The 19,380-nt window shown below is 71.5% G+C and carries 18 protein-coding genes; 10 read left to right on the forward strand and 8 right to left on the reverse strand.

Annotated features, from left to right (window positions below):
- Nucleotides 1-257: 257 nt before the first annotated feature.
- Nucleotides 258-617 (forward strand): helix-turn-helix domain-containing protein, encoded by a 360-nt coding sequence (locus MFF24_RS16065; protein WP_238225556.1) that lies wholly within the window; start codon nt 258-260, stop codon nt 615-617.
- 40 nt (nt 618-657) lie between these two features.
- Here the strand turns inward: MFF24_RS16065 and fae are convergent, their stop codons facing one another.
- Nucleotides 658-1,197 (reverse strand): formaldehyde-activating enzyme, encoded by a 540-nt coding sequence (gene fae / locus MFF24_RS16070; RefSeq protein WP_108942851.1) that lies wholly within the window; start codon nt 1,195-1,197, stop codon nt 658-660.
- 276 nt (nt 1,198-1,473) lie between these two features.
- On the opposite strand from fae, the gene MFF24_RS16075 reads away from it, so the two are divergent.
- A complete protein-coding gene (locus MFF24_RS16075; protein WP_108939438.1) occupies nt 1,474-1,728 on the forward strand; it encodes a hypothetical protein in 255 nt (84 codons plus the stop codon).
- Nucleotides 1,729-1,734: 6 nt separating this feature from the next.
- On the opposite strand, the gene MFF24_RS16080 is transcribed toward MFF24_RS16075, so the two are convergent.
- Nucleotides 1,735-2,181, reverse strand: coding sequence for a hypothetical protein (locus MFF24_RS16080; RefSeq protein ID WP_166058890.1), 447 nt, complete (start codon nt 2,179-2,181; stop codon nt 1,735-1,737).
- A gap of 584 nt (nt 2,182-2,765) precedes the next feature.
- On the opposite strand from MFF24_RS16080, the gene MFF24_RS16085 reads away from it, so the two are divergent.
- Genes MFF24_RS16085 through MFF24_RS16095 form a run of 3 tightly spaced genes read left to right on the forward strand, consistent with a single transcriptional unit; the run spans nt 2,766 to nt 5,305 of the window.
- Complete coding sequence (locus tag MFF24_RS16085) at nt 2,766-3,677, forward strand: sulfurtransferase (protein ID WP_373322703.1); 912 nt, start codon at nt 2,766-2,768, stop codon at nt 3,675-3,677.
- Nucleotides 3,678-3,721: 44 nt separating this feature from the next.
- Nucleotides 3,722-4,906 carry a YeeE/YedE family protein gene (locus MFF24_RS16090; RefSeq protein WP_238225558.1) on the forward strand — a complete coding sequence of 395 codons (1,185 nt, stop codon included), beginning with the start codon at nt 3,722-3,724 and terminating at the stop codon, nt 4,904-4,906.
- A 48-nt stretch (nt 4,907-4,954) separates the two neighbouring features.
- A complete protein-coding gene (locus MFF24_RS16095) occupies nt 4,955-5,305 on the forward strand; it encodes an MmcQ/YjbR family DNA-binding protein (RefSeq protein WP_238225560.1) in 351 nt (116 codons plus the stop codon).
- 27 nt (nt 5,306-5,332) lie between these two features.
- Here the strand turns inward: MFF24_RS16095 and MFF24_RS16100 are convergent, their stop codons facing one another.
- The 5 genes from MFF24_RS16100 to MFF24_RS16120 form a co-directional block, all read right to left on the reverse strand.
- Nucleotides 5,333-8,233: a PAS domain S-box protein gene (locus MFF24_RS16100; RefSeq protein WP_238225563.1), complete on the reverse strand. Its 2,901-nt coding sequence runs from the start codon at nt 8,231-8,233 to the stop codon at nt 5,333-5,335.
- 51 nt (nt 8,234-8,284) lie between these two features.
- A complete protein-coding gene (locus MFF24_RS16105; RefSeq protein WP_238225565.1) occupies nt 8,285-10,375 on the reverse strand; it encodes a hypothetical protein in 2,091 nt (696 codons plus the stop codon).
- 88 nt (nt 10,376-10,463) lie between these two features.
- Nucleotides 10,464-13,298, reverse strand: a complete 2,835-nt coding sequence (locus MFF24_RS16110) for a DUF4159 domain-containing protein (protein WP_238225567.1) — start codon at nt 13,296-13,298, stop codon at nt 10,464-10,466.
- A gap of 13 nt (nt 13,299-13,311) precedes the next feature.
- Nucleotides 13,312-14,226, reverse strand: a complete 915-nt coding sequence (locus tag MFF24_RS16115; protein WP_238225569.1) for a DUF58 domain-containing protein — start codon at nt 14,224-14,226, stop codon at nt 13,312-13,314.
- An 11-nt stretch (nt 14,227-14,237) separates the two neighbouring features.
- Complete coding sequence (locus MFF24_RS16120) at nt 14,238-15,248, reverse strand: AAA family ATPase (RefSeq protein ID WP_238225571.1); 1,011 nt, start codon at nt 15,246-15,248, stop codon at nt 14,238-14,240.
- Nucleotides 15,249-15,447: 199 nt separating this feature from the next.
- Here MFF24_RS16120 and MFF24_RS16125 point away from each other — a divergent pair, with 199 nt between their 5' ends.
- Genes MFF24_RS16125 through MFF24_RS16145 form a run of 5 tightly spaced genes read left to right on the forward strand, consistent with a single transcriptional unit; the run spans nt 15,448 to nt 18,777 of the window.
- Nucleotides 15,448-15,882, forward strand: coding sequence for a PaaI family thioesterase (locus MFF24_RS16125; protein ID WP_238225573.1), 435 nt, complete (start codon nt 15,448-15,450; stop codon nt 15,880-15,882).
- A complete protein-coding gene (locus MFF24_RS16130) occupies nt 15,879-16,463 on the forward strand; it encodes a DUF1285 domain-containing protein (RefSeq protein ID WP_238225575.1) in 585 nt (194 codons plus the stop codon). The genes MFF24_RS16125 and MFF24_RS16130 overlap by 4 nt, the downstream gene beginning before the upstream one ends.
- Nucleotides 16,460-17,200: a CoA pyrophosphatase gene (locus MFF24_RS16135; protein ID WP_238225578.1), complete on the forward strand. Its 741-nt coding sequence runs from the start codon at nt 16,460-16,462 to the stop codon at nt 17,198-17,200. The genes MFF24_RS16130 and MFF24_RS16135 overlap by 4 nt, the downstream gene beginning before the upstream one ends.
- A 36-nt stretch (nt 17,201-17,236) precedes the next feature.
- Nucleotides 17,237-17,494: a DUF6111 family protein gene (locus MFF24_RS16140; RefSeq protein ID WP_108939451.1), complete on the forward strand. Its 258-nt coding sequence runs from the start codon at nt 17,237-17,239 to the stop codon at nt 17,492-17,494.
- Complete coding sequence (locus MFF24_RS16145; protein ID WP_238225580.1) at nt 17,491-18,777, forward strand: CCA tRNA nucleotidyltransferase; 1,287 nt, start codon at nt 17,491-17,493, stop codon at nt 18,775-18,777. The genes MFF24_RS16140 and MFF24_RS16145 overlap by 4 nt, the downstream gene beginning before the upstream one ends.
- A gap of 190 nt (nt 18,778-18,967) precedes the next feature.
- On the opposite strand, the gene MFF24_RS16150 is transcribed toward MFF24_RS16145, so the two are convergent.
- A complete protein-coding gene (locus MFF24_RS16150; RefSeq protein ID WP_108939453.1) occupies nt 18,968-19,369 on the reverse strand; it encodes a F0F1 ATP synthase subunit epsilon in 402 nt (133 codons plus the stop codon).
- Nucleotides 19,370-19,380: the final 11 nt, after the last annotated feature.

A 19,380-nucleotide genomic window follows, 5' to 3' on the forward strand; every position in this document is an offset into this window, starting at 1 on the left:
CCTGCATAGATACATCACTGCTGAACGTTAGGCGCCGAATGCATAATCAGGCTGCGACTTTCCGGCCCTGCGAAATGACGCTCAGCCGTAGCACGCAGTCTATCCGCAAGCCCAGTCCCGACTCAGCTCAGGCCTTCAAGGGCCTGATGCACACGCCTGAAGTACGGTTTCCTGATAACGTAGGGAGGGCAGCTTAGGGTCGAAAGCGGCCAGGTCTTAGGGGCACGCTAATTCAGTAGAGACCTTGAAAGCCTGCCATGGAGATCCGCCCGATCCGCACGGGTGTCGACCTGACCGAGGCGTTACGAGAAATCCGCCGGCTCCGGGGCCCTGTGGGAACACCGGAGGGCGGCAAGCTCGATGTCTTGGTCACGCTGGCGGGCGCCTATAAGCGGGCACAGCCTCTGGCGCCGGAGAGCGATCCCGTCGAGATCCTTCACTTCGCCATCGGCGAGATGGGGCGGTCGCAGGCCGAGCTGGCCGGGCTTCTCGGCGCCCGCTCGCAGGCCTCCATGATCCTGAACCGCAAGCGTCCGCTCAGCCTGGAGCAGATCCGGCGGATCGCGGAAGGCGTGGCGGCTGCCGATCGCCGCCCTGGCGAGACCGTATCGCCTTGAGCGGGACGCGGCCTGAGCCGCGCCCCTCACCGACAAAGAATCAATACTCGATGATGTCTTCGAGCGCGTAGTGCTTCACCGTCTTGCGGTTGGCGATCAGCTCGTCGATCGTCGGCTCGCCCTTCATGGCGCGGGCGATGGCGAGCTTCGTCGCCTCGTAGTTGGTGCGGTAGAGATCCTTGCGGTCGAGGTTCTCGTCCTTGCCGCAGCGCTCGTCGAGCCAGATCGTGATGATCATGCACAGCTCGTCGAGCCCGTCCTTCGGCAGGATGCCCTCGATCACGCAATCGACGATCGCATCAGCCGTGGCCGCCTGGACCACGCCGCCGAGAAGCTCGGCGTACTCGGCCGTATGGATCGTGACCTTGGTGGTCATGATCGTGGCGGGGCGCACGAGCTGGTTGAGGTCGCGCACCACGAACATGCGGGTGTGGCCCTGCACCTGCCCCAGCATGCTCGCGAAACCGTGGCCCACGGGCCCGCGGGTGGAGCCGATCAGCACCTCCGGCATCGCGTCGGTGAACTGTCCTTCGGCCGCGAGCACGGTCGCCTCGCCGGTACGGAACCAGATCTCGGACATGTCGGTCATCCCATGATGGTGTGAGGTCGCGCCCGGCGGGCGGTCGGCGCGCAGACACCATCCCCGGCCACGCGCGTCAATCGCCTGCAGGCGCATCGGCGGCCTGCCTCGGCGGCTCTCCTTGGCGGGTCTCGGCGGGACCGCGACCGTCGCTTCCCGCGCCGAATGTCCCGCTGAAGCGACGCCCCTGGTCTGCGACCGGAAAATCGCCCAAGTAGAATCTCCGCTGTAGAATTGCCCGTGCCAGGATCGCACGAAACCGGAAGGACCGATTCGATGAGCGAGCCCGGCCAGGGCGACCGAAGAGGCGACAGGCGCGGCGAGCGGACGGGCCGCGAGGCGGGCTGGAGCCTGTCCGCCACGCCGGAGGGCGAGGGCGTGCGCCTGGAACTTGGCCTGCCCGATCTCGGCGGCCGCCCCGTCACCGCGGTGATCCGCCTCGACCGCGGCGAGGCACGGGCCTTCGCCCGGGCGCTGCTGGCTGCGGCGGGCGATGCGACCGAGCGGACCTTCGTCGAGCCCGACCGCTGATCCGGTTCAGCGCTGCGTGCGCCGTCCGGGCAGGCGGGGCACCACCGTGCCGCGCGGCTCCACCGGCGCATCGCAGGCGTAGGCGAACTCGGTCTGCAGGTCGCTGAACACCGTCTCGCCGGTGATCTTGCAATCCTCGCGCACGGTCTCGTCGAGATAGGTGCGCGCCGCCGTGCGGAAGCGCGCGGCGCGGGTCTCGGCGGGCGGACGGCCGGCGCCGAGGCTGCCGACGTCGCAGCCCGTGGCCTCGCGCAGGGCGTTCGAGACCACCAGAACCCGGCGGCGCTGGCGGTTGTCGTAGATCTCGTAGGGCTCGTTGCAGCCGATGGTGACGACCTGCGGCACTTGGCTGACGTAGGTCTGGGAGATGTAGCCGAAGCCGGTGCAGCCCGAGACGAAGAGGCTGACGCCCAAAGCGAGCGGGAGTGCGAGTCGCCGAACTGTCGTCGCCATCTGCCGCCTCATACCCGCACCATCGTCCGCCCGTCAGAATGGGCGAGAACCGGCGCATTGAAACAGTCCAGCTTGCCCGGTCAAGCCGGTGGCCGCGCGATGGCGTCCGCGCCTGTCCCGTGCAGGCCGGACTTCGAACCCCACGCCGCACGGCAAGCCCGAGCATAACACTCGGCGCCGTCGGCCTCCGTCAGCATCGCTCATACGGCACGGCCTGCGACCGAAATCAGCACCACGTTCGGAAGCTCAAGATAATCCTTCATCTTCGAGCAGGCCCTGCGGGAGCGATCTCTCGGGCCGCACGAAATAAACGGATGATTATTCCGTTGACCCGGCGCGCTCGTCACGGCGACATTGATGTGCGGTCCGGCCTCGACTGCACGCATCCGGCAACAGCCTCCCGAACGGGACTGATCTGCGGCGGGCGATCAACGAGGACGGACGGCCCCAACCCTCCCGAACCCGTCCTCCCGGAGCCCACGCGGCTCCGAACGACCTCGGCTGCCCATTCCGGAGCTTGTCCCGTGCTGCGCAAATCCGTCTTCCTGCTCACGATTGCCGCGGGCCTTCTCGCATCGACAGGCCTGTCCGCCGCGCCGGAGACGGCGGCCAGGGACAACACCACCAAGCCGGGCGCCGCGCAGGACAGCCCCCTCGTCTCGACCGAGTGGCTGGAGAAGAACCTCGATGCCAAGAACCTGCGGATCGTCGAGGTCAGCGTCGAGCCGGGCGTGTTCGAGCGCGGCCACATCCCCGGCGCTCAGAACGTCGCCTGGCACACCGACCTCGTCGAGACGGTGAGCCGCGACATCGCCGGCCCGGAGAAGTTCACCGCACTCGCCCGTCGCCTCGGCATCGACCGGGACACGACCGTGGTGCTCTACGGCGACAACAACAACTGGTTCGCCGCCTGGGGCGCCTGGGTGCTCGCCCAGTATGGCCTGACCGACAACGTCAAGCTGCTCGACGGCGGGCGCAAGAAGTGGGAGGCCGAGAAGCGTCCCTTCGACACGCGCAACACCGAGGTCGCCCCCTCGATCTTCACGGCGCAGGCGCCCTCGGGCAAGCTGCGGGCGCGCTTCGCCGACGTGCTGGCGGTGGCCAAGCGGGAGCGCGACGAGCAGATCCTCGACATCCGCTCGCCCGACGAGTTCAGCGGCAAGGTCATCGCGCCCGCCGGCGTGCAGGAACTGGCGATCCGTGCGGGCCACATCCCCGGCTCGGTCAACATCCCCTGGGCCAAAGCGGTGAACCCGGACGGCACGCTCAAGTCCAAGGAGGAGCTGAAGGCGCTCTACGCGGCGGCCGGCATCGATGGTTCAAAGCCGATCATCACCTCCTGCCGCATCGGCGAGCGTTCGAGTCACTCCTGGTTCGTCCTGAGCCGCATCCTCGGCTACGACGCGCGCAACTATGACGGTTCGTGGACCGAGTACGGCAACGCGGTGGGCGTGCCGGTGGTCAACCTCGCCGGCACCGTCTGGGGCGGCAAGTGAGCGCCGGACCCGCGGGAGAGGCGCTGCCTCTCCCACCCCAAAGCGTGAGCGCGTCCGGAGCCGGGCGCGCTCTTCCCGTTCGGGAAGCCGTTGCCGCGCTCATCGCTGCCGGGCTCGCGGCGGCGTCCTGGCGCCTCTCGGGCGAGCCCGGCGGCACGCGGCTGGCCCTGTCCCTCGTCTTCGGCGCGCTGTTCGGCCTTGTGCTCCAGCGCAGCCGCTTCTGCTTCTACTGCCAGTGGCGCGATTACCTGGTCGTGGGCGACCCGCGGGGAATGCTCGGCATCCTGGCGGCGCTCGCGGCCGGCGCGGCGGGCTACGCCGTGGTGCTCGGCGCCTGGATGCCGGACCCTTCGGGCACGCGCCTGCCGCCGGACGCGCATATCGGCCCGGTCGGGCCTGTGCTCGCTCTGGCCGGGCTTGCCTTCGGCGCCGGTATGGCGGTCTCGGGCTCCTGCATCAGCGCCCATCTCTACCGCCTCGGCGAGGGCTCGCCGACGGCGCCCTTCGCGCTGCTCGGCACCGGGCTCGGCTTCGCCCTCGGCTTCGCGAGCTGGAATCCGCTCTATCTCGCCAGCCTCTCCGAGGCGCCCGTGCTGTGGCTGCCGCGCCATCTCGGCTACGGCTTCAGCCTCGCGCTCACGCTGGCCCTGCTCGCCGCCCTGGCCTGGCCGCTGCTGCGCCGGCTGCCCGAGCCGGAGGCGCCGACCCGGCGCGATCCCTTCCACGCGGTGTTCGTGGCCCGCTGGCCGGTCTGGCTCGGGGGCCTCGCGGTCGGGGCGCTCGGGACGCTCGCCTATCTGCGGGTCGGCCCCCTCGGCGTCACCGCGGAGATCGGCGGTCGCTCCCGGCAGGCGGCGGGCGCGCTCGGCCTGCTGCCGGACCGGCTGGAGGGGCTCGACACCTTCCGCGGCTGCGCCACCGCCGTGCGCGATGCGCTGCTCACGCCCAACGGCCTGTTCATCGGCGGTCTCGTACTCGCCGCGCTGGCCGCCGCCCTCGTCGCCGGCCAGTTCCGGCCCGCCCTGCCGACGCGGGGTCAGGTCGTGCGCGGGCTGAGCGGCGGGATGCTGCTGGGCTGGGGCGCGATGACGGGGCTCGGCTGCAGCGTCGGCACGCTGCTGTCGGGCATCATGGCCGGCGCCGTCTCGGGCTGGGTGTTCGGCCTCGCGATGTTCGCCGGCGCCGCCGGGACGCTGTGGCTCGGGCGGCGCCTGGGGTGGCTCGCCTGACGCCGCTCGCGTCTTCCGTTCCCGGTCTCGATCCGCGATGATCCGCGCATGAACTGGAACGACGTCCTCGCCGTCGGCTTGGTGCTGCCGGAGATGGAGGCCGCGACCTCCTACGGCACGCCGGCGCTCAAAGTCCGCGGCACGCTCGTGACGCGCCTGCGGACCGAGGACGACAGTCTCGTCCTCCTCGAAGTCCCGCCGGACGAGAGCGACATGCTGATCGCCGCCGATCCCGAGACCTTCCACATCACGCCCCATTACGAGGGGCACGCGATCGTCCTCGCCCGGCTGGCGGCCCTGGAGCCGGAGCGGCTCCGGCCCTTCCTCCTGCGCCGCTGGCGGGCGGTGGCACCCAAGCGCCTCGTTGCGCGCTTCGAGACTGCGCAGGAGGAGGCGTGAGGCGCCGGCCCGTCGCGCGCGGCATCCCTACCCGCGTGAGATGATCTCGCGGATGCGCAGGCCGAGCGTTTCGACCACGAACGGCTTGGTCAGCACCGCCATGCCCGGTTCGAGCTGGCCGTTGCCCACCGCCGCGTTCTCGGCGTAGCCGGTGATGAACAGCACCTTGAGATCGGGGCGGGTGACGCGGGCGGCATCGGCCATCTGGCGGCCGTTCATGCCGCCGGGGAGCCCGACATCGGAGATGAGCAGGTCGATGCGCACGTCCGATTGCAGCACCTGGAGGCCCGAGGCGCTGTCGGCCGCCTCGATCGCGGTGTAGCCGAGATCCTCCAGAACCTCGGTCACCAGCATCCGCACCGTCGGCTCGTCATCGACCACGAGCACCGTCTCACCCCGCTCGGCGCGGGGCGCGTCGACCAGGGCGCCGAGCGCGTCCGGCGACTCGGCCTCGCCGTGGAAGCGGGGGAGATAGATGCAGACCGTCGTGCCCTGGCCGACCTCCGAGAAGATCCGCACCTGCCCGCCGGTCTGCTTGGCGAAGCCGTAGATCATCGACAGTCCGAGCCCGGTGCCCTGCCCGGTGGGCTTCGTCGTGAAGAACGGGTCGAACGCCTTGGCCCGGACGTCCGGGCTCATGCCGGTGCCGGTATCGGTCACGCACAGCGAGAGATAGGGGCCGGGCATTACCTCGTGCTGACGCGCGGCGCGCGGATCGAGCCACGTGTTGGCGGTCTCGATGGTGATGCGCCCCCCCTCCGGCATCGCGTCGCGGGCGTTGATGCAGAGGTTCAGGAGCGCGTTCTCGAGTTGCGGCGGATCGACCAGGGAGGGCCAGAGCCCGGCCGCGCCGACGACGTCGATGGTGATGGTAGGGCCGACCGTGCGGCGGATCAGATCCTCCATCCCCATCACCAGCCGGTTCACGTCGGTCGGCCGCGGGTCGAGGGTCTGGCGCCGTGAGAAGGCGAGCAGGCGATGTGTAAGCGCGGCGGCGCGCTTGGCCGCTCCCTGGGCGGCGCCCATGTAGCGATCGACATCCTTGAGCCGCCCTTGGGCAATGCGGGTCTGCATCAGCTCCAGGCTGCCCGAGATGCCGGCGAGCAGGTTGTTGAAGTCGTGGGCGAGCCCGCCGGTGAGCTGGCCCACCGCCTCCATCTTCTGGCTCTGGCGCAGGGCCTCCTCGGCCTCGGCCAGGGCACGGGCCTGCTCCCGGATCGCGGTCACGTCGCGCACCGAGGCGTAGATGAGGCCCTGGCGCGGCACGGTGTTCCAGGAGAACCAGCGGTAGCCGCCGTCGCGGGCGCGGTAGCGGTTCTCGAAGCCGAGCTGCATCTCGCCGCGGGCGAGGGCGGCGGCGGCCTCACGCGTCCGCTCCCGATCGTCGGGGTGGATGAAGTCGAGAAAGGGGACGGCCTTCAGCTCGGCCTCGCTCCAGCCCAGCGTGGCGCTCCAGGCCGGGTTGAGGCTGACGAAGCGGCCCTCGAAATCGGCCACGGCCAGAAGGTCGCTCGACGCCTGCCAGATCTGGTCGCGCTCGGCGGTGCGCGCCGCGACCTGCTCCTCCAGCGTCTCGTTGAGCCGGCGCAGGAGCACGATCGCCCGGTCGCGCTCCTCCGCCACGGCGCGGCGCTCCTCCACGTCGATGAGGACGCCGGGGAAGCTCAGCGGCGTGCCGTCGGGGCCATGATCGACCCGGCCGTTGGCCTCGATCCAGTAATAGCGCCCGTCGGCCCGCCGCACCCGGTACTGGTGGGCGTAGGCGCCGCCGCGTGCGATGGCGGCGTTGATCGCCTCCGCTAGCGCCGCCTTGTCGTCGGGATGGACCGTCTCGACCACCTGGGCGAGGCTCAGGCCCTCGCGGCCGAGCGCCGGATCGAGGCCGAAGGCGCGGGCGAAGGCCTCGTCCACGGTGAAGCGGTCGGTCGTCAGATCCCAGAGCCACGTGCCGACGATGGCGCCGGCCGAGAGCGCGAGCTGGACCCGCTCGGCGTTGACGCGGGCAAGCGCCTCGCTCTCCCGCAGCCGCCGCTCGACCTCGACCCGCTCGGTCACGTCGAGTTCGGCCACCACGCCGCCGACGATGGCGCCCGCGCGATCGCGGATCGGCGCGGCGTTGTTGAGGAAGAGCCGCCGCCCGCCGCCGTCGAACCGCTCGATCTCCACGAGTTCGCCGCGCACGGTCTCGCCGTTGAGGAGGGCGCGGGCCATGCCCCATTCCTCGGCGCTCAGGCGTTGGCCCGTCTCCGGCCAGTAGCCGACCCACTCGCCGTAGCCCTCCCAGTTCGCGGTCTCCGGCGGCACGCCCCAGAGCTCGCGGTTGGCGGGGTTGTCGCGCACGATCCGCCCGTCGGCATCGGCGATGATGACGCCGACGGGCAGCCCCTCCAGGGTCGCCGTGAGAAAGGATTCGCTGCGGCGCAGGGCCGCCTCGCTCTCCCGCTGCCGGGCCTCGGTGCGGACGCGCTTGGTCGTCTCGTTGGTGAAGATGAACAGGCCGGCGACGCGGCCCTCGCCGTCGAGAACCCGCGAGTAGGAGAAGCTCCACCACGTCTCGGCCTCGCCCCGGTCGGTGGCGAGCTTCCACGGCAGGTCCTCGAAGCGGCGGCTTTTTCCGGCGAAGGCGTCGTCGATGATCGGCTTGGCCTGGTCCCAGCCATCCGCCCAGACCCGGTCGAAGCGCTCGCCCATGGCCCAGGACAGGCGGGGGCCGAGCAGCGGGAAGTAGGTGTCGTTGAAGAAGAAGTGCAGATCCGGCCCCCAGGCCAGGATCATGCTCTCGGGCGAGTTGAGGATGAGGCTGAGCGCCGTGCGCAGTGATTCCGGCCAGGTCTGCGGGGGCCCGAGAGGATGATCCGTCCAGTCGCGCTCGGCGATCATGCGGGCGGCTTCACCGCCGCCGGCCAGGAACGGGAGGGATTCGATCATGCCCGACCGGCTTTACACAGGTGAAGCCCGGTCGGACAGAGCCATCTCAGGTCAGGCCGCGCGCCCGCGCCGCCCCTCCACCAGCCACATCGCCAGCACGGCGGCGGCGAGCGCCACCAGTGCCCACAGGCCGATGCCGAGGGGATAGACCTCGACGCCGCGCACGGTGGCGCTGTCGCTCGGGCGGAAGCCGATCCAGTCGGCGCCGCCGAGCCGGCCGCCGCGGGTGATCTGGAGCCGCGGCACGTCGAGGCCGCCACCCGTCGCCGCCACCCGGCGGATCGTGCCGCCGGAGCCGTCGGCGACACCCTTCAAGCGCTCGGTGTCGCTGAACACGTCGGCGAGCTCGCGCGGGTTGGCCGGGCCGACGCTGACGAAGGCGACGAGGTTGCCCGAGCGGATGGTGTGGAGCCCCAGTTGCTCGGCCTCGAAGGTCGCGGTGAACAGGCCGGTCTCGGCCTTGGTCAGGTCGAGGCTCCGCTCCCTTCCGGTCGGGCCGGTGATCGTGACGGGGCCCGCCTCCTCGGCCATGGTCTGGCGCTCGATGCGGATCTCGCGGCCGCGCCCCGTGGTCTGCGCGCGCAGCGCCTCCTCTTCGAGGGCCGGCTCCTTCATCAGCCAGTGGGCGAGGCGGCGCAGCAGGTCGAGATAGGGTCCGCCCTGCTGGTAGCCGCGGGCCCAGAGCCAGGCCTGATCCGACAGCATCAGGGCGACGCGGCCCTTGTCCTCGCGGGACAACGCCAGGAGCGGCAGGCCGTTGGCGCCGGACAGGATCGGCTGAACGCCCGGCCGGGTCTGCGCCGAGACGATGCGCAGCCAGTCGCCCCAGGCCGGCGGGTTGGCTTCCGAGCCCGGCAGCGCCCGGGTGACGGGGTGGCGGTGCCCGGTCTCGGTGAGCGCGGCCTTGAACGGCTGCTCGACCACCTTCATCGAGGGATCGCCCGGCAGGATCGTCGCGAGCCGGGTGCGGGCGAGGCTGGCGGGGCCTGCGAATTCCGGCCCGGCGGCGATGAGCAGCGCGCCGCCCTCGCGGACGTAGCGGACGATGTTGTCGAAATAGGCCTGCGGCAGCACGCTCTGATTGGCGTAGCGGTCGAAGATGATGAGGTCGAAATCCTTGATCTTCTGAACGAACAATTCGCGGGTCGGGAAGGCGATCAGCGAGAGTTCGGAGATCGGCGTGCCGTCCTGCTTCTCCGGCGGCCGCAGGATCGTGAAGTGGACGAGATCGACCGAGGCGTCCGACTTCAGCAGGTTGCGCCAGGTGCGCTCGCCCTGATGCGGCTCGCCGGAGACCAGCAGCACCCTGAGTTTTTCGCGGATACCCTCGATGGGGAGCACCGCGCGGTTGTTCACCGTGGTGAGCTCGCCGGGCAGCGGCTCGACCTCGATCTCGACCACGTTCGGGCCGCCATGCTCGATATGCGTGGTGAGCGAGAACGGCACGCCGGTCGCGATGCTCTGCCGGTCGATCGCCTCGCCGTCGCGGCGCACGGTGACGGTCGCCGTGCCGGTGCCGCCGCGCTCCATCACCTCGCCGCGCAAGGTCACGTCCTTGCCGACGATGCCGAAGCGGGGGGCCTCCAGCATCTTGATCTGACGGTCGCGCTCGTCCGGGCGGCCGGTGACGAGGACGTGCAGCGGCGCCTTCAGCCCGAGGGCGCTGAGCGAGGCGGGGATGTCGTGGACCACGCCGTCGGTGAGCATCACCACGCCGGCGATCCGCTCCGGCGGCACGTCGGCGAGCGCCTGGGTCAGCGCGGTGAACAGCTTGGTGCCGTCATCGCCCTCCGAGCCCTGCGCATCGCCGACTTCGATGAAGCGGGGCTCGATGTTCGTGAGCGTGCCGAAGCGGCGTTCCAGCTCGGCCTTGACCGCATCGGTCATAGCCGGGCGATCACCCAGGCTCTGCGAGCCGGAGCGGTCGACGACGATGGCGGCGACGTCCTTCACCGGGTCGCGGTCCTCGCGCACCAGCGAGGGGTTGGCCAGCGCGAGCACGACGAGGCCGAGGGCCACCGCCCGCAGTAGGGCCGTGCGCCCGCGGGCGAGCACGGCGACGACCGCGAGGATCGCGGCGAGCGCACCGAAGGCGGCGAGCACCGGCCAGGGGATGAGGGGGGTGAAGCTGAGGCTCAGCATGGGCTAGGGCCTCCTGTTGCAATGGCGGAAACCCCCTCTGCCCGCACGCGGGGAGAGGGGAAAACACGAAGGAATCGGCGCGCAGCCATCACTGTCCCAACCGCTCCAGCAGGGCCGGCACGTGGACCTGGTCGGCCTTGTAGTTTCCGGTCAGCGTGTAGATCACGATGTTGATGCCGCCGCGGAACGCCATCTCGCGCTGCCGCTGATCGCCGTTCACGGGGTAGAGCGGCTCGCCGTTGCGGCCGAGCGCCCAGGCGGCAGCGAGGTCGTTGCCGGTGATGATGATCGGGGTGACGCCGTCGCCGGCGCGCGCCGGGCGGCGCTCGCCGCCCTCGCCAGCGGGAGGAATCGTCTCGACCCAGGTCTGGCCAGTGCCATAGCGGCCGGGGAAGGCATCGACGAGGTAGAAGGCCTTGGTCAGCACGTGGTCCTGCGGCACGGGCTCGAGTTCCGGCACTTCGAGGGTCGCGAGCATCTTGCGCAGATACGCCGTCTCCGGGGTCGGCGGGCCGCCGGGGCGGGCGGTCTGGGCGTCACGGGTGTCGAAGATCACCGTGCCGCCGTTCCTCATGAAGGCGTCGATCTTGCGGATCGCCGCCTCGCTCGGCTGCGGACGCCCGGCGACGATCGGCCAGTAGATCAGCGGGTAGAAGGCGAGTTCGTCCTTCTCCAGGTTCAGGCCGGCGGGCTCGCCCGGCTCCAGGGCGGTGCGGGCGGCCAGCATCTGGCTCAGGCCCGATAGGCCGGCGCGACTTGCGGCATCGGTCGCGGCGTCGCCCGTGACGACGAAGGCGAGCCGCGTGGCGAGCGCCGATTCGATGCCGTTCGGCCGGTTGGCGGCCGGCTCCTGCGCCCGCACCGGCAAGGGAGTGCAGGCCAGCGCGAGGCCGACCAGCGCCGGCAGAAGCAGGGCGGCCGGCGCCGCCTTCCCGGGCGAACCTCGGCCGAAACTGCGAAAAAAGCCGCCGAGCCAGAGGCCGGCCAGGGTGTCGAGGGCGAGCAGCGCCAGCGCGAGGCTGAACAGCAGCGCGCGCAGGTCGAGCGTCTCGGCGCCCGCGAGCGAGCCCATCCGTGCCCCCTTCAGGCCGGTGAGGTCGAGAGGTTCGAGCCGATCGCCCGGCACCAGCGCGTTGACGGCGATGCCGCCCTCCGCCGTGCCGTAGAAGCCCGGCGGGTGCTCGGGGCCGGCGCGGTCGGCGAAGTCGGCGGGCACCGCGGTGGCGCTCGCCGGGGGTGAGCCGAGCGCGCCGAAGCCGTCGAGGGTCAGGCGCGGGGCAAGCAGCGCGGCCTTCGCCTGCCGCCCGTCGCCCTCGCCGAGCTTGGCCGAGGGGCCGGCCAGCCCGACGACCCGGCGCAGCATGTCCACGAAGAGCCCTGAGAGCGGCAGGTTCGACCACGTGGTGTCGGCGGTGACATGAAACAGCACCACGAGTCCCTGCCCGCGCTTGCCGGCCGTGACGATCGGCGTGCCGTCCTGGAGCGCCGCCCAGGTCTTGCCCGGCAGATCGCCGTCGGGCTCGGCCAGGATCTGGCGGCGCACGCCGATATCGGCGGGCGGGTTGAGGCCGGCGAAGGGGCTCTCGGGGGCGAAGGCCGCCAGCGTCTTCGGCCGGTCCCAGGAGAGGGTGCCGCCGAGCGAACGCCCACCCCGGCGCAGGCGCACCGGCACCAGCGGGTCGTTGCCGGCGGCGAGCCGCGGCCCGGCGAAGCGCAGGAGCAGCCCGCCCTCGTCCACGAATTGCTCGACCCGCGCCAGCGTGCGGTCGTCGAGCGCGCCGACATCGGCGAGCGCCAGCACCGAGACCTGATTGTCGAGCATCTGGCCGATGGACTCCGCCGTGCCCTGACCGGCGCGGGGCTGCTGCACGTCGGCGAAGGGGGTGAGCGCCTTGGCGAGGTAGTAGGTCGGCGCCAGCAGCGGCTGGGCTTGATCGAGCGTGCCGCCGAAGACGAGCCCGACCCGGCGGCGCTTGCCGCGCTCGTCCATCAGCACCACGGCGCCGGCCGAGCGCTCGCCCTCGATTTCCAGGCGGGCGATGGCGTTGCGCAGCTCCACCGGCAGGTCGAAGCTGACGCTCGTCTCCCGCGCCTCGGGCGGGAGCGTGAACCGGCTCTCGGCGAGCGGCAGGCCCTTCTGGTCGAGGGCCCGCACCAGCCCGGTATCACGGCCGTTGGCTTCGGCCCGCAGCACCTGGGCCGAAAGTTTTTCACCCGGCTGCACGGGAGAGCCTTCGAGGGCCAGCGCCGGAGAGCGCTCGGCCTTCAATACGGACACCGCGCTGCCGTGACGGCTCGCCAGTTCGCCAAGCCCTGTCGCGAAATCGCCGCTGCCCGCGCCGCGCACGCCGTCGCTGATCCATACGATCGAGGCGCCGGGCATCCGCTCCAGGAAGGTGCCGATCGAGGCCAGATGCGCGTCACGGTCGCCGAGATGTGGGCGCGGCTGGATCGCGCGCAGGCGCTCCAGGGCCGCGGCCGGGGCCTTCGCCTCGAAGGGTGCGGGCGCCTCGGCGCTTGCCACCAGGGCCACCGGGCGCCCGTCGCGGGCGGCGGCCTCGATCTCGTCGGTGGCCGCGCGCAGGCGCTCGCGCCAATCGTGGGCGGCGACGACTCCGTTGTCGAGGATGAGGAGCAGGGGGTTGCGTCCCGCGGCGGCGCCGATGCCGCCGGGATTCCACACCGGTCCCGCCACCGCGAGAATCAGGCAGGCGGCGGCGAGGATGCGCAGGAGCAGGAGCCAGGGCGGGGTGCGGGCCGGGGTCTCGCGCTTCGGCAACAGGTCGGCGACGAGCGCCAGCGGCGGGAAGGCGATGCGGCGCGGGCGCGGCGGCGTGACCCGCAGCAGTACCCACAGCGCCGGCAGCGCGACGAGGGCGGCCAGCGCGAGGGGAGCGGCGAAGGTGAGCGGAATCCCGAGCAATACGGTTCGCCTTTCAGCCGAGCCCGCGCGCGGCGGCGACGAGGGTGAGGACGCGCAGGGCTGCCTCGCTCGCCGGCCGGTCGGTGCGGTGGATCGTCAACGTCCAGCCCCGCTGCCGGGCGATCTCGGACAGGCCGTCGCGGTGCGCCGCGATGCGGCTCCGGTAGGCCTCGCCCCAGGCGCCGGCCTCACCGATATCGAGGCTCGCACCGCTTTCCGGATCGTGCAGCACGGCTTGGCCGGTGAAGGGGAAGCTCTCCTCCACCGGATCGACCACCAGCACGAGGTGGCCGCGGTTGCCGTGGACGGAATTGGCCTGCACCGCCTCGCGTACCCGGTCGAGGGGAGTCAGGAAATCGCTCACCAGCACGACCTCGTCGACGCGGCCGGGGCTCGCGTGCGGCGGCAGATCCTGGCTCAGCCCGGCCCGGTCGTTGACCAGCGCCTGGGCCAGGGTCTCGACGATGCCGCGGGAGGCGCTGGCGCGGGTGAGCCCGAGCAGGCCGACGCGCTCGCCGCCCTCCACGAATGTGTCGGCGAGCGCCAGCCCGAGCACCAGGGCCCGCTCGACCTTCGAGGTCTGGGCGAGATCCGAGGCGAAGCCCATCGAGGCGGAGCGGTCGATCCAGATCCAGATATTGTGGGCAGCCTCCCACTCGCGCTCGCGCACGTAGAGCCGGTCGTCGCGGGCGGAGCGGCGCCAATCGATGCGCGCCGCCGCCTCGCCGGTGACGAAGGGGCGGAACTGCCAGAAGCTCTCGCCCGGCCCGGCGCGGCGCCGCCCGTGCAGGCCGTGCGCCAGGGTGCCCGAGACGCGGCGCGACTCGAGCACGAGCCGCGGCATCACCTCGGCGAGCGCCAGCGCGCCGCCGGTCTGCGCACCGCCGGGGCGGCGGCTCTCGGCTTCGACGAGCCGGGTGGAGGCCATCCGCGCGGAACTCAGAGCTTGGCGGCGAGCTGGCCGATCAGGCCGGTCACCGTCTCGCCGTCGGCGCGCGCGGCGAATGTCACCGCCATGCGGTGCTTGAGCACCGGCTCGGCGAGCGCCTTCACGTCGGCGACGGAAGGGGCGACGCGGCCCTCGATCAGCGCGCGGGCGCGCACGGCCAGCGTCAGCGCCTGGCTGGCGCGGGGGCCGGGCCCCCAGAGCAGCTTTTTCGCGATGGCCGGATCACCACCCTCGGGACGGGCCGAACGCACGAGGTCGAGGATCGCGTCGACCACGGCATCGCCCACCGGCAGGCGCCGCACGAGGCGCTGCGCCGTGAGCAGTTGCTCGGTGTTCATCACGGTCTTGGCCCGCGCATCCTCGACGCCGGTGGTCTCGATCAGGATGCGGCGCTCGGCGGCGCGGTCGGGATAGCCGACGTCGATTTCCAACAGGAAACGGTCGAGCTGCGCCTCGGGCAGCGGATAAGTGCCCTCCTGCTCGATCGGGTTCTGCGTCGCCAGCACGTGGAAGGGGCGCGGCAGGTCGTGGCGCTCGCCCGCCACCGAGACGAAATGCTCCTGCATCGCCTGAAGCAGGGCCGATTGGGTGCGCGGGCTGGCGCGGTTGATCTCGTCGGCCATCAGGAGCTGGGTAAAGACCGGCCCCTTGACGAAGCGGAACGAGCGGCGGCGCTCGGCATCCTCCTCGAGAATCTCGGTGCCGAGAATGTCGGAGGGCATTAGGTCGGGCGTGAACTGCACCCGCCGCGCATCGAGCCCGAGCACGGTGCCGAGCGTCTCGACCAGCTTGGTCTTGGCCAGACCGGGGAGGCCGACGAGCAGGCCGTGGCCGCCGGCCAGGATCGTGACCAGGGCCAGATCGACGATCTTCTCCTGGCCGAAGATGACTCCGTGGATCGCCTCCCGCGCCTCATGAATCGCGGCGAGGCAGGTCTCGGCGGTGGCGACGATCCCGTCGTCGAGGCTCGTCGTGCTGGCCGGTCCGGCGCCCTGTGCCATGAAGTGAACCTTGCGATGACCGGGCGCGGTGGCCCGAAAGTGCCTGAGTCTGGCGCCGAACGCCGGCCGAACGCAAGCGCGGCGCTGCCGCGCGGCAGTTCGGCACTATATGGGCGGTCCAGGCGCGGCGGGCAGGACGCCCGCGACATCGTGCATCGCGGGGGGACGAGACCTCCGCAGTTCGGGGAGGCAAGATCGGATGACGGACGAGGAGCGCGCGGCCTTTCCGAAGGGGTGGGAGGCCTTCACCGATCCCGGCTTCATCGCTCATGTCGGGCCGGTCTATCACCGCACGGCCGGCGGTCGGAAGGAATTTGCCTTCCGTACCGACGAGCGGCACGGCAACCTCGTCGGCATCGTCCATGGCGGCATGCTGCTGACCTTCGCCGACCGGGCGCTCAGCATCGTCGTGCGGGACGCCTGCGAGGGCGCGCGGGCCGTCACCATCGAGATGTCGAGCCAGTTCGTCGGCGCGGCGCAGATCGGCGACCTGATCGAGACCGTGCCGGAGATCGTGCGCAAGACCGCCTCCCTCGTCTTCGTGCGCGGCACGCTGACCAGCGGCGGCCGGCCGCTGGCGGCGGTGACGGGAATCTGGAAGGTTCTGCGGGACAAGCCCGGCGACAAGTCATGACCCAGCCTCCCTCCGACGATCCGGCTTTGGCCCGCCTCAGCGCCGCCCTCGGCGAGGTCGGCCAACGCGGCCTGCCGCCGGTGGAGCGCTGGAACCCGGAGCATTGCGGCGCGATCGACATCCGCATCGCGGCCGACGGGACGTGGTTCCACAACGGCTCGCCGATCCGCCGGCCGAAGCTCGTGAAGCTCTTCGCCTCGATCCTGCGCAAGGAGCCGGACGGCTCGACCGTGCTCGTGACCCCCGTCGAGCGGGTGCGCATTCAGGTCGACGACGCGCCCTTCGCCGCCGTCGAGATGGCGGTGGAGGGCGAGGGCGAGGGCCGCCGCATCGCCTTCCGCACCAACGTGGACGACCTCGTGCCGGCCGATGCCGACCACCCGATCCGCTTCGCCGACGGGGGGGACGGGCTCAAGCCCTATCTCCATGTCCGCCGCGACCTCTGGGCCTTGGTGAGCCGCCCCCTGACCTACGATCTCGTGGAGATGGGCGAGGAGCGCGAGATCGACGGGCAGGCGTGGTTCGGCCTCTGGGCCGGCGGCCATTTCCACCGCATCGCCCCCGCCGGCGAGGCCGCATGAGGCTGGACGAAGCGGCGGGGCCATTGGAAGCGGGATCTTCGGAAGCGAGGTCCGCGGAGGGTGCGTCCCCGGATGCGTTCGGCCTCGACGGCTTCCTCGCGCGGGCGGAGACCCGCCTGAGCCACGTGCCGCCGGGGCCGGGCGTGCCGCTGTCGAACCCGCGCGGCGACCACGACCTCCAGCCGGAGGGCTTTGCTGTCGCGCCCGCCACGCCGCACCGGCCGGCCGCCGTACTGGTGCCGGTGATCGACCGCCCGGACGGCGTGACGCTGCTGTTTACGAAACGGGCCGCGCATCTGCGCGACCATTCCGGCCAAGTCGCCTTCCCCGGCGGCAAGGTCGATCCCGAGGACACCTCGCCGATCGACACCGCTCTGCGCGAGGCGCGGGAGGAGATCGGCCTGGAGAGCGAGGCGGTGCGTCCGCTCGGCTATCTCGATCCCTATCTCTCGGGCACGGGCTTCCTCGTGATGCCGGTAGTCGGCCTCGTGGCGCATGAGGCCGTTCTCATCCCGAACCCGGCGGAGGTGGCCGCCGTGTTCGAGGTGCCGCTCGCCTTCCTGATGGACCCGGCGCGGCATCTCGTCCGTTCGGCGGAATGGAAGGGCCGGACGCGCTACTTCTATGCCATCCCCTTCGCGGAGCACCTGATCTGGGGCGTCACGGCTGGGATCGTGCACAACCTCCAAGAACGCCTCTATCCCACCGCCTCGATCCCGGAACACCTCGACGCTTGACGGGCGCCCCGCGGCCCCTCGCAGATTGCGCCATCCATGCTCCGCCTCGTCCTTCAGGAAATCCTCCTGTTCTCCCTGCCCTTCCTCGCCTTCGCGGCGTGGCTGCTGTTCGCCCGGCGCTCGCCGCTCGACCATGCGGAGTGGAAGCCGCACTGGACTCGGCTGGTCCTGGCCGGGTTGTTCATCGTCATCGCCTCCCTGGTCATGGTCGGCCTGACCGGGGAACGCACCCAGGATGGCTACGTGTTGCCCCGCTTCGAGAACGGTCGGCTGGTGCCGGGCCATTTCCGATGAGCGCCAATCCGCTGCCCCCGCCGCTCCCCTCGCCGGTCCCACCTGCCCTTGCCGCGGACGGCCCCGCCCGCCTCCTGGCGCGGGCGGGCGTGCAGGCCTGCCTCGCCGCGCTCGATGGGCCGGGGGAGGAGACGCGTCTCGTCGGCGGTTGCGTACGCGACGCGCTGCTCGGCGCAAGCGTCAGCGACATCGACCTCGCCACCACGCTTCTGCCCGAGGCGGTGATGGCGCGCGCCCGCGCCGCTGGGATCAAGGCGGTGCCGACAGGGATCGAGCACGGCACGATCACCCTCGTCGTCGAAGGTCAGCCGCACGAGGTGACCACCTTGCGCGAGGATGTGGAGACCGACGGGCGCCACGCGGTGGTGCGGTTCGGCCGCGATTTTTCGCGCGATGCCGAGCGGCGCGACTTCACCATCAACGCGCTCTCGCTCGACGCGCAGGGCCGCCTGCACGACACGACGGGGGGCTTGGCCGACCTAACAGCCGGCCGGGTGCGCTTCATCGGCGAGGCCGCCACCCGTCTGCGCGAGGACGCCTTGCGGCTCCTGCGCTTCTTCCGCTTCCATGCCCGCTACGGACACGGCGCGCCGGACCCGGAGGGCCTCGCCGCCGCGATCGCGGCCCGCGACAGCCTGGACCGGCTCTCGCGGGAGCGGGTGCGCGCCGAGTTCCTGAAGCTGCTGCTCGCCCCCCGCGCCGTCGAAGCGGTGGCCTCGCTCAGCGAGACCGGTCTGCTGCTGCGCATCCTCGGCAGCGTCGGCGAACTCGGCCGCTTCGCCCGCAGCGCGGCGGCCGAGCCCGGCCTCGATGCCGTCGCTCGCTTCGCGGCGCTCGCCGTGCGCACGATCGAGGATGCGGACCGGCTGCAGGAGAGCCTCCGCCTGTCCCGCGCCGAGCACGCCCGCCTCACCGACTACGCCGCGGCGCTTGCGATTCTCCACGACCGGCCGGTGATCGCGGTGGAGGCGGTGCCGGCCCTGGTCGCGACCCACGGCACCGGGCCGTTGCGCACTCTCCTCTCCGCCCTCGACGGTGAGCCGCGCCCGCTCGTGACAGCCGAGGCGCGGAAAGTCCTCGACCGGATGGAGGCCTCGGGCATGCAGCCCCTCTTCCCCGTCACGGGCGCCGACCTCGTGGCGCGCGGCGTGCCGCCGGGCCGGGCGGTCGGAGCAGGGCTGAGGGCGGCCCGAGAACTCTGGCTCGCCAGCGGCTGCTCGGCGGATGCGGAGGCGCGGGAACGGCTGATCGCGCGGGCGCTGGAGGTGGCAGGGGCGCCGTAAGACGGGATCCGCCTGGTTGGTTGCGCCTCTCCGCCTCGCGATGACGGGATCGGGCAAAACCTGGGGCCATCCACCCGAAACGCGACAGGATGGCTTCCGCACACCGCCTCGCGAGCGCGCACGTCTTCCGCGAAAACGAAAAAGGCGCCGGTTTCCCGACGCCCTCCAAAATCCGAAACTCCGAAAAGACTCAGAGGCTCAGCGTGTGCTTGGCTTCCTGCATCTGGACGATCTGAGCGTTCAGGGCCTCGCGCTTGGCGTAGTCCTGGGTCGCGTCGCGGGCCAGCTCCGCCGCCTCGATCTCCTTGTCGAGCATGGCGGGGGTCAGCTCTTCGATCGGCGCGGCGCGCTCGGCGAGCACCGTCACGGAGGTCGGCCCGATATCAGCGAAGCCGCCCTGGACGTAGATGCGCTTGCCGTTGCCCGCCGTCTCGGTGACGGTGATGACGCCGACCTTGAGGGCGGTCAGCACCGGGGCGTGGCCCGGCAGCACGGTCATCTCGCCCTCGGCGCCGGGAAGCTGCACCGCCTCGACCTCACCGGAATACAGCGTCCGCTCGGGGCCGACGAAATCGAACTGGAAGGTGGCCATGCGTCAGGTGT

It is taken from the genome of Methylorubrum aminovorans (assembly GCF_022179725.1).
GTDB classification, from domain to species: Bacteria; Pseudomonadota; Alphaproteobacteria; order Rhizobiales; family Beijerinckiaceae; genus Methylobacterium; species Methylobacterium aminovorans.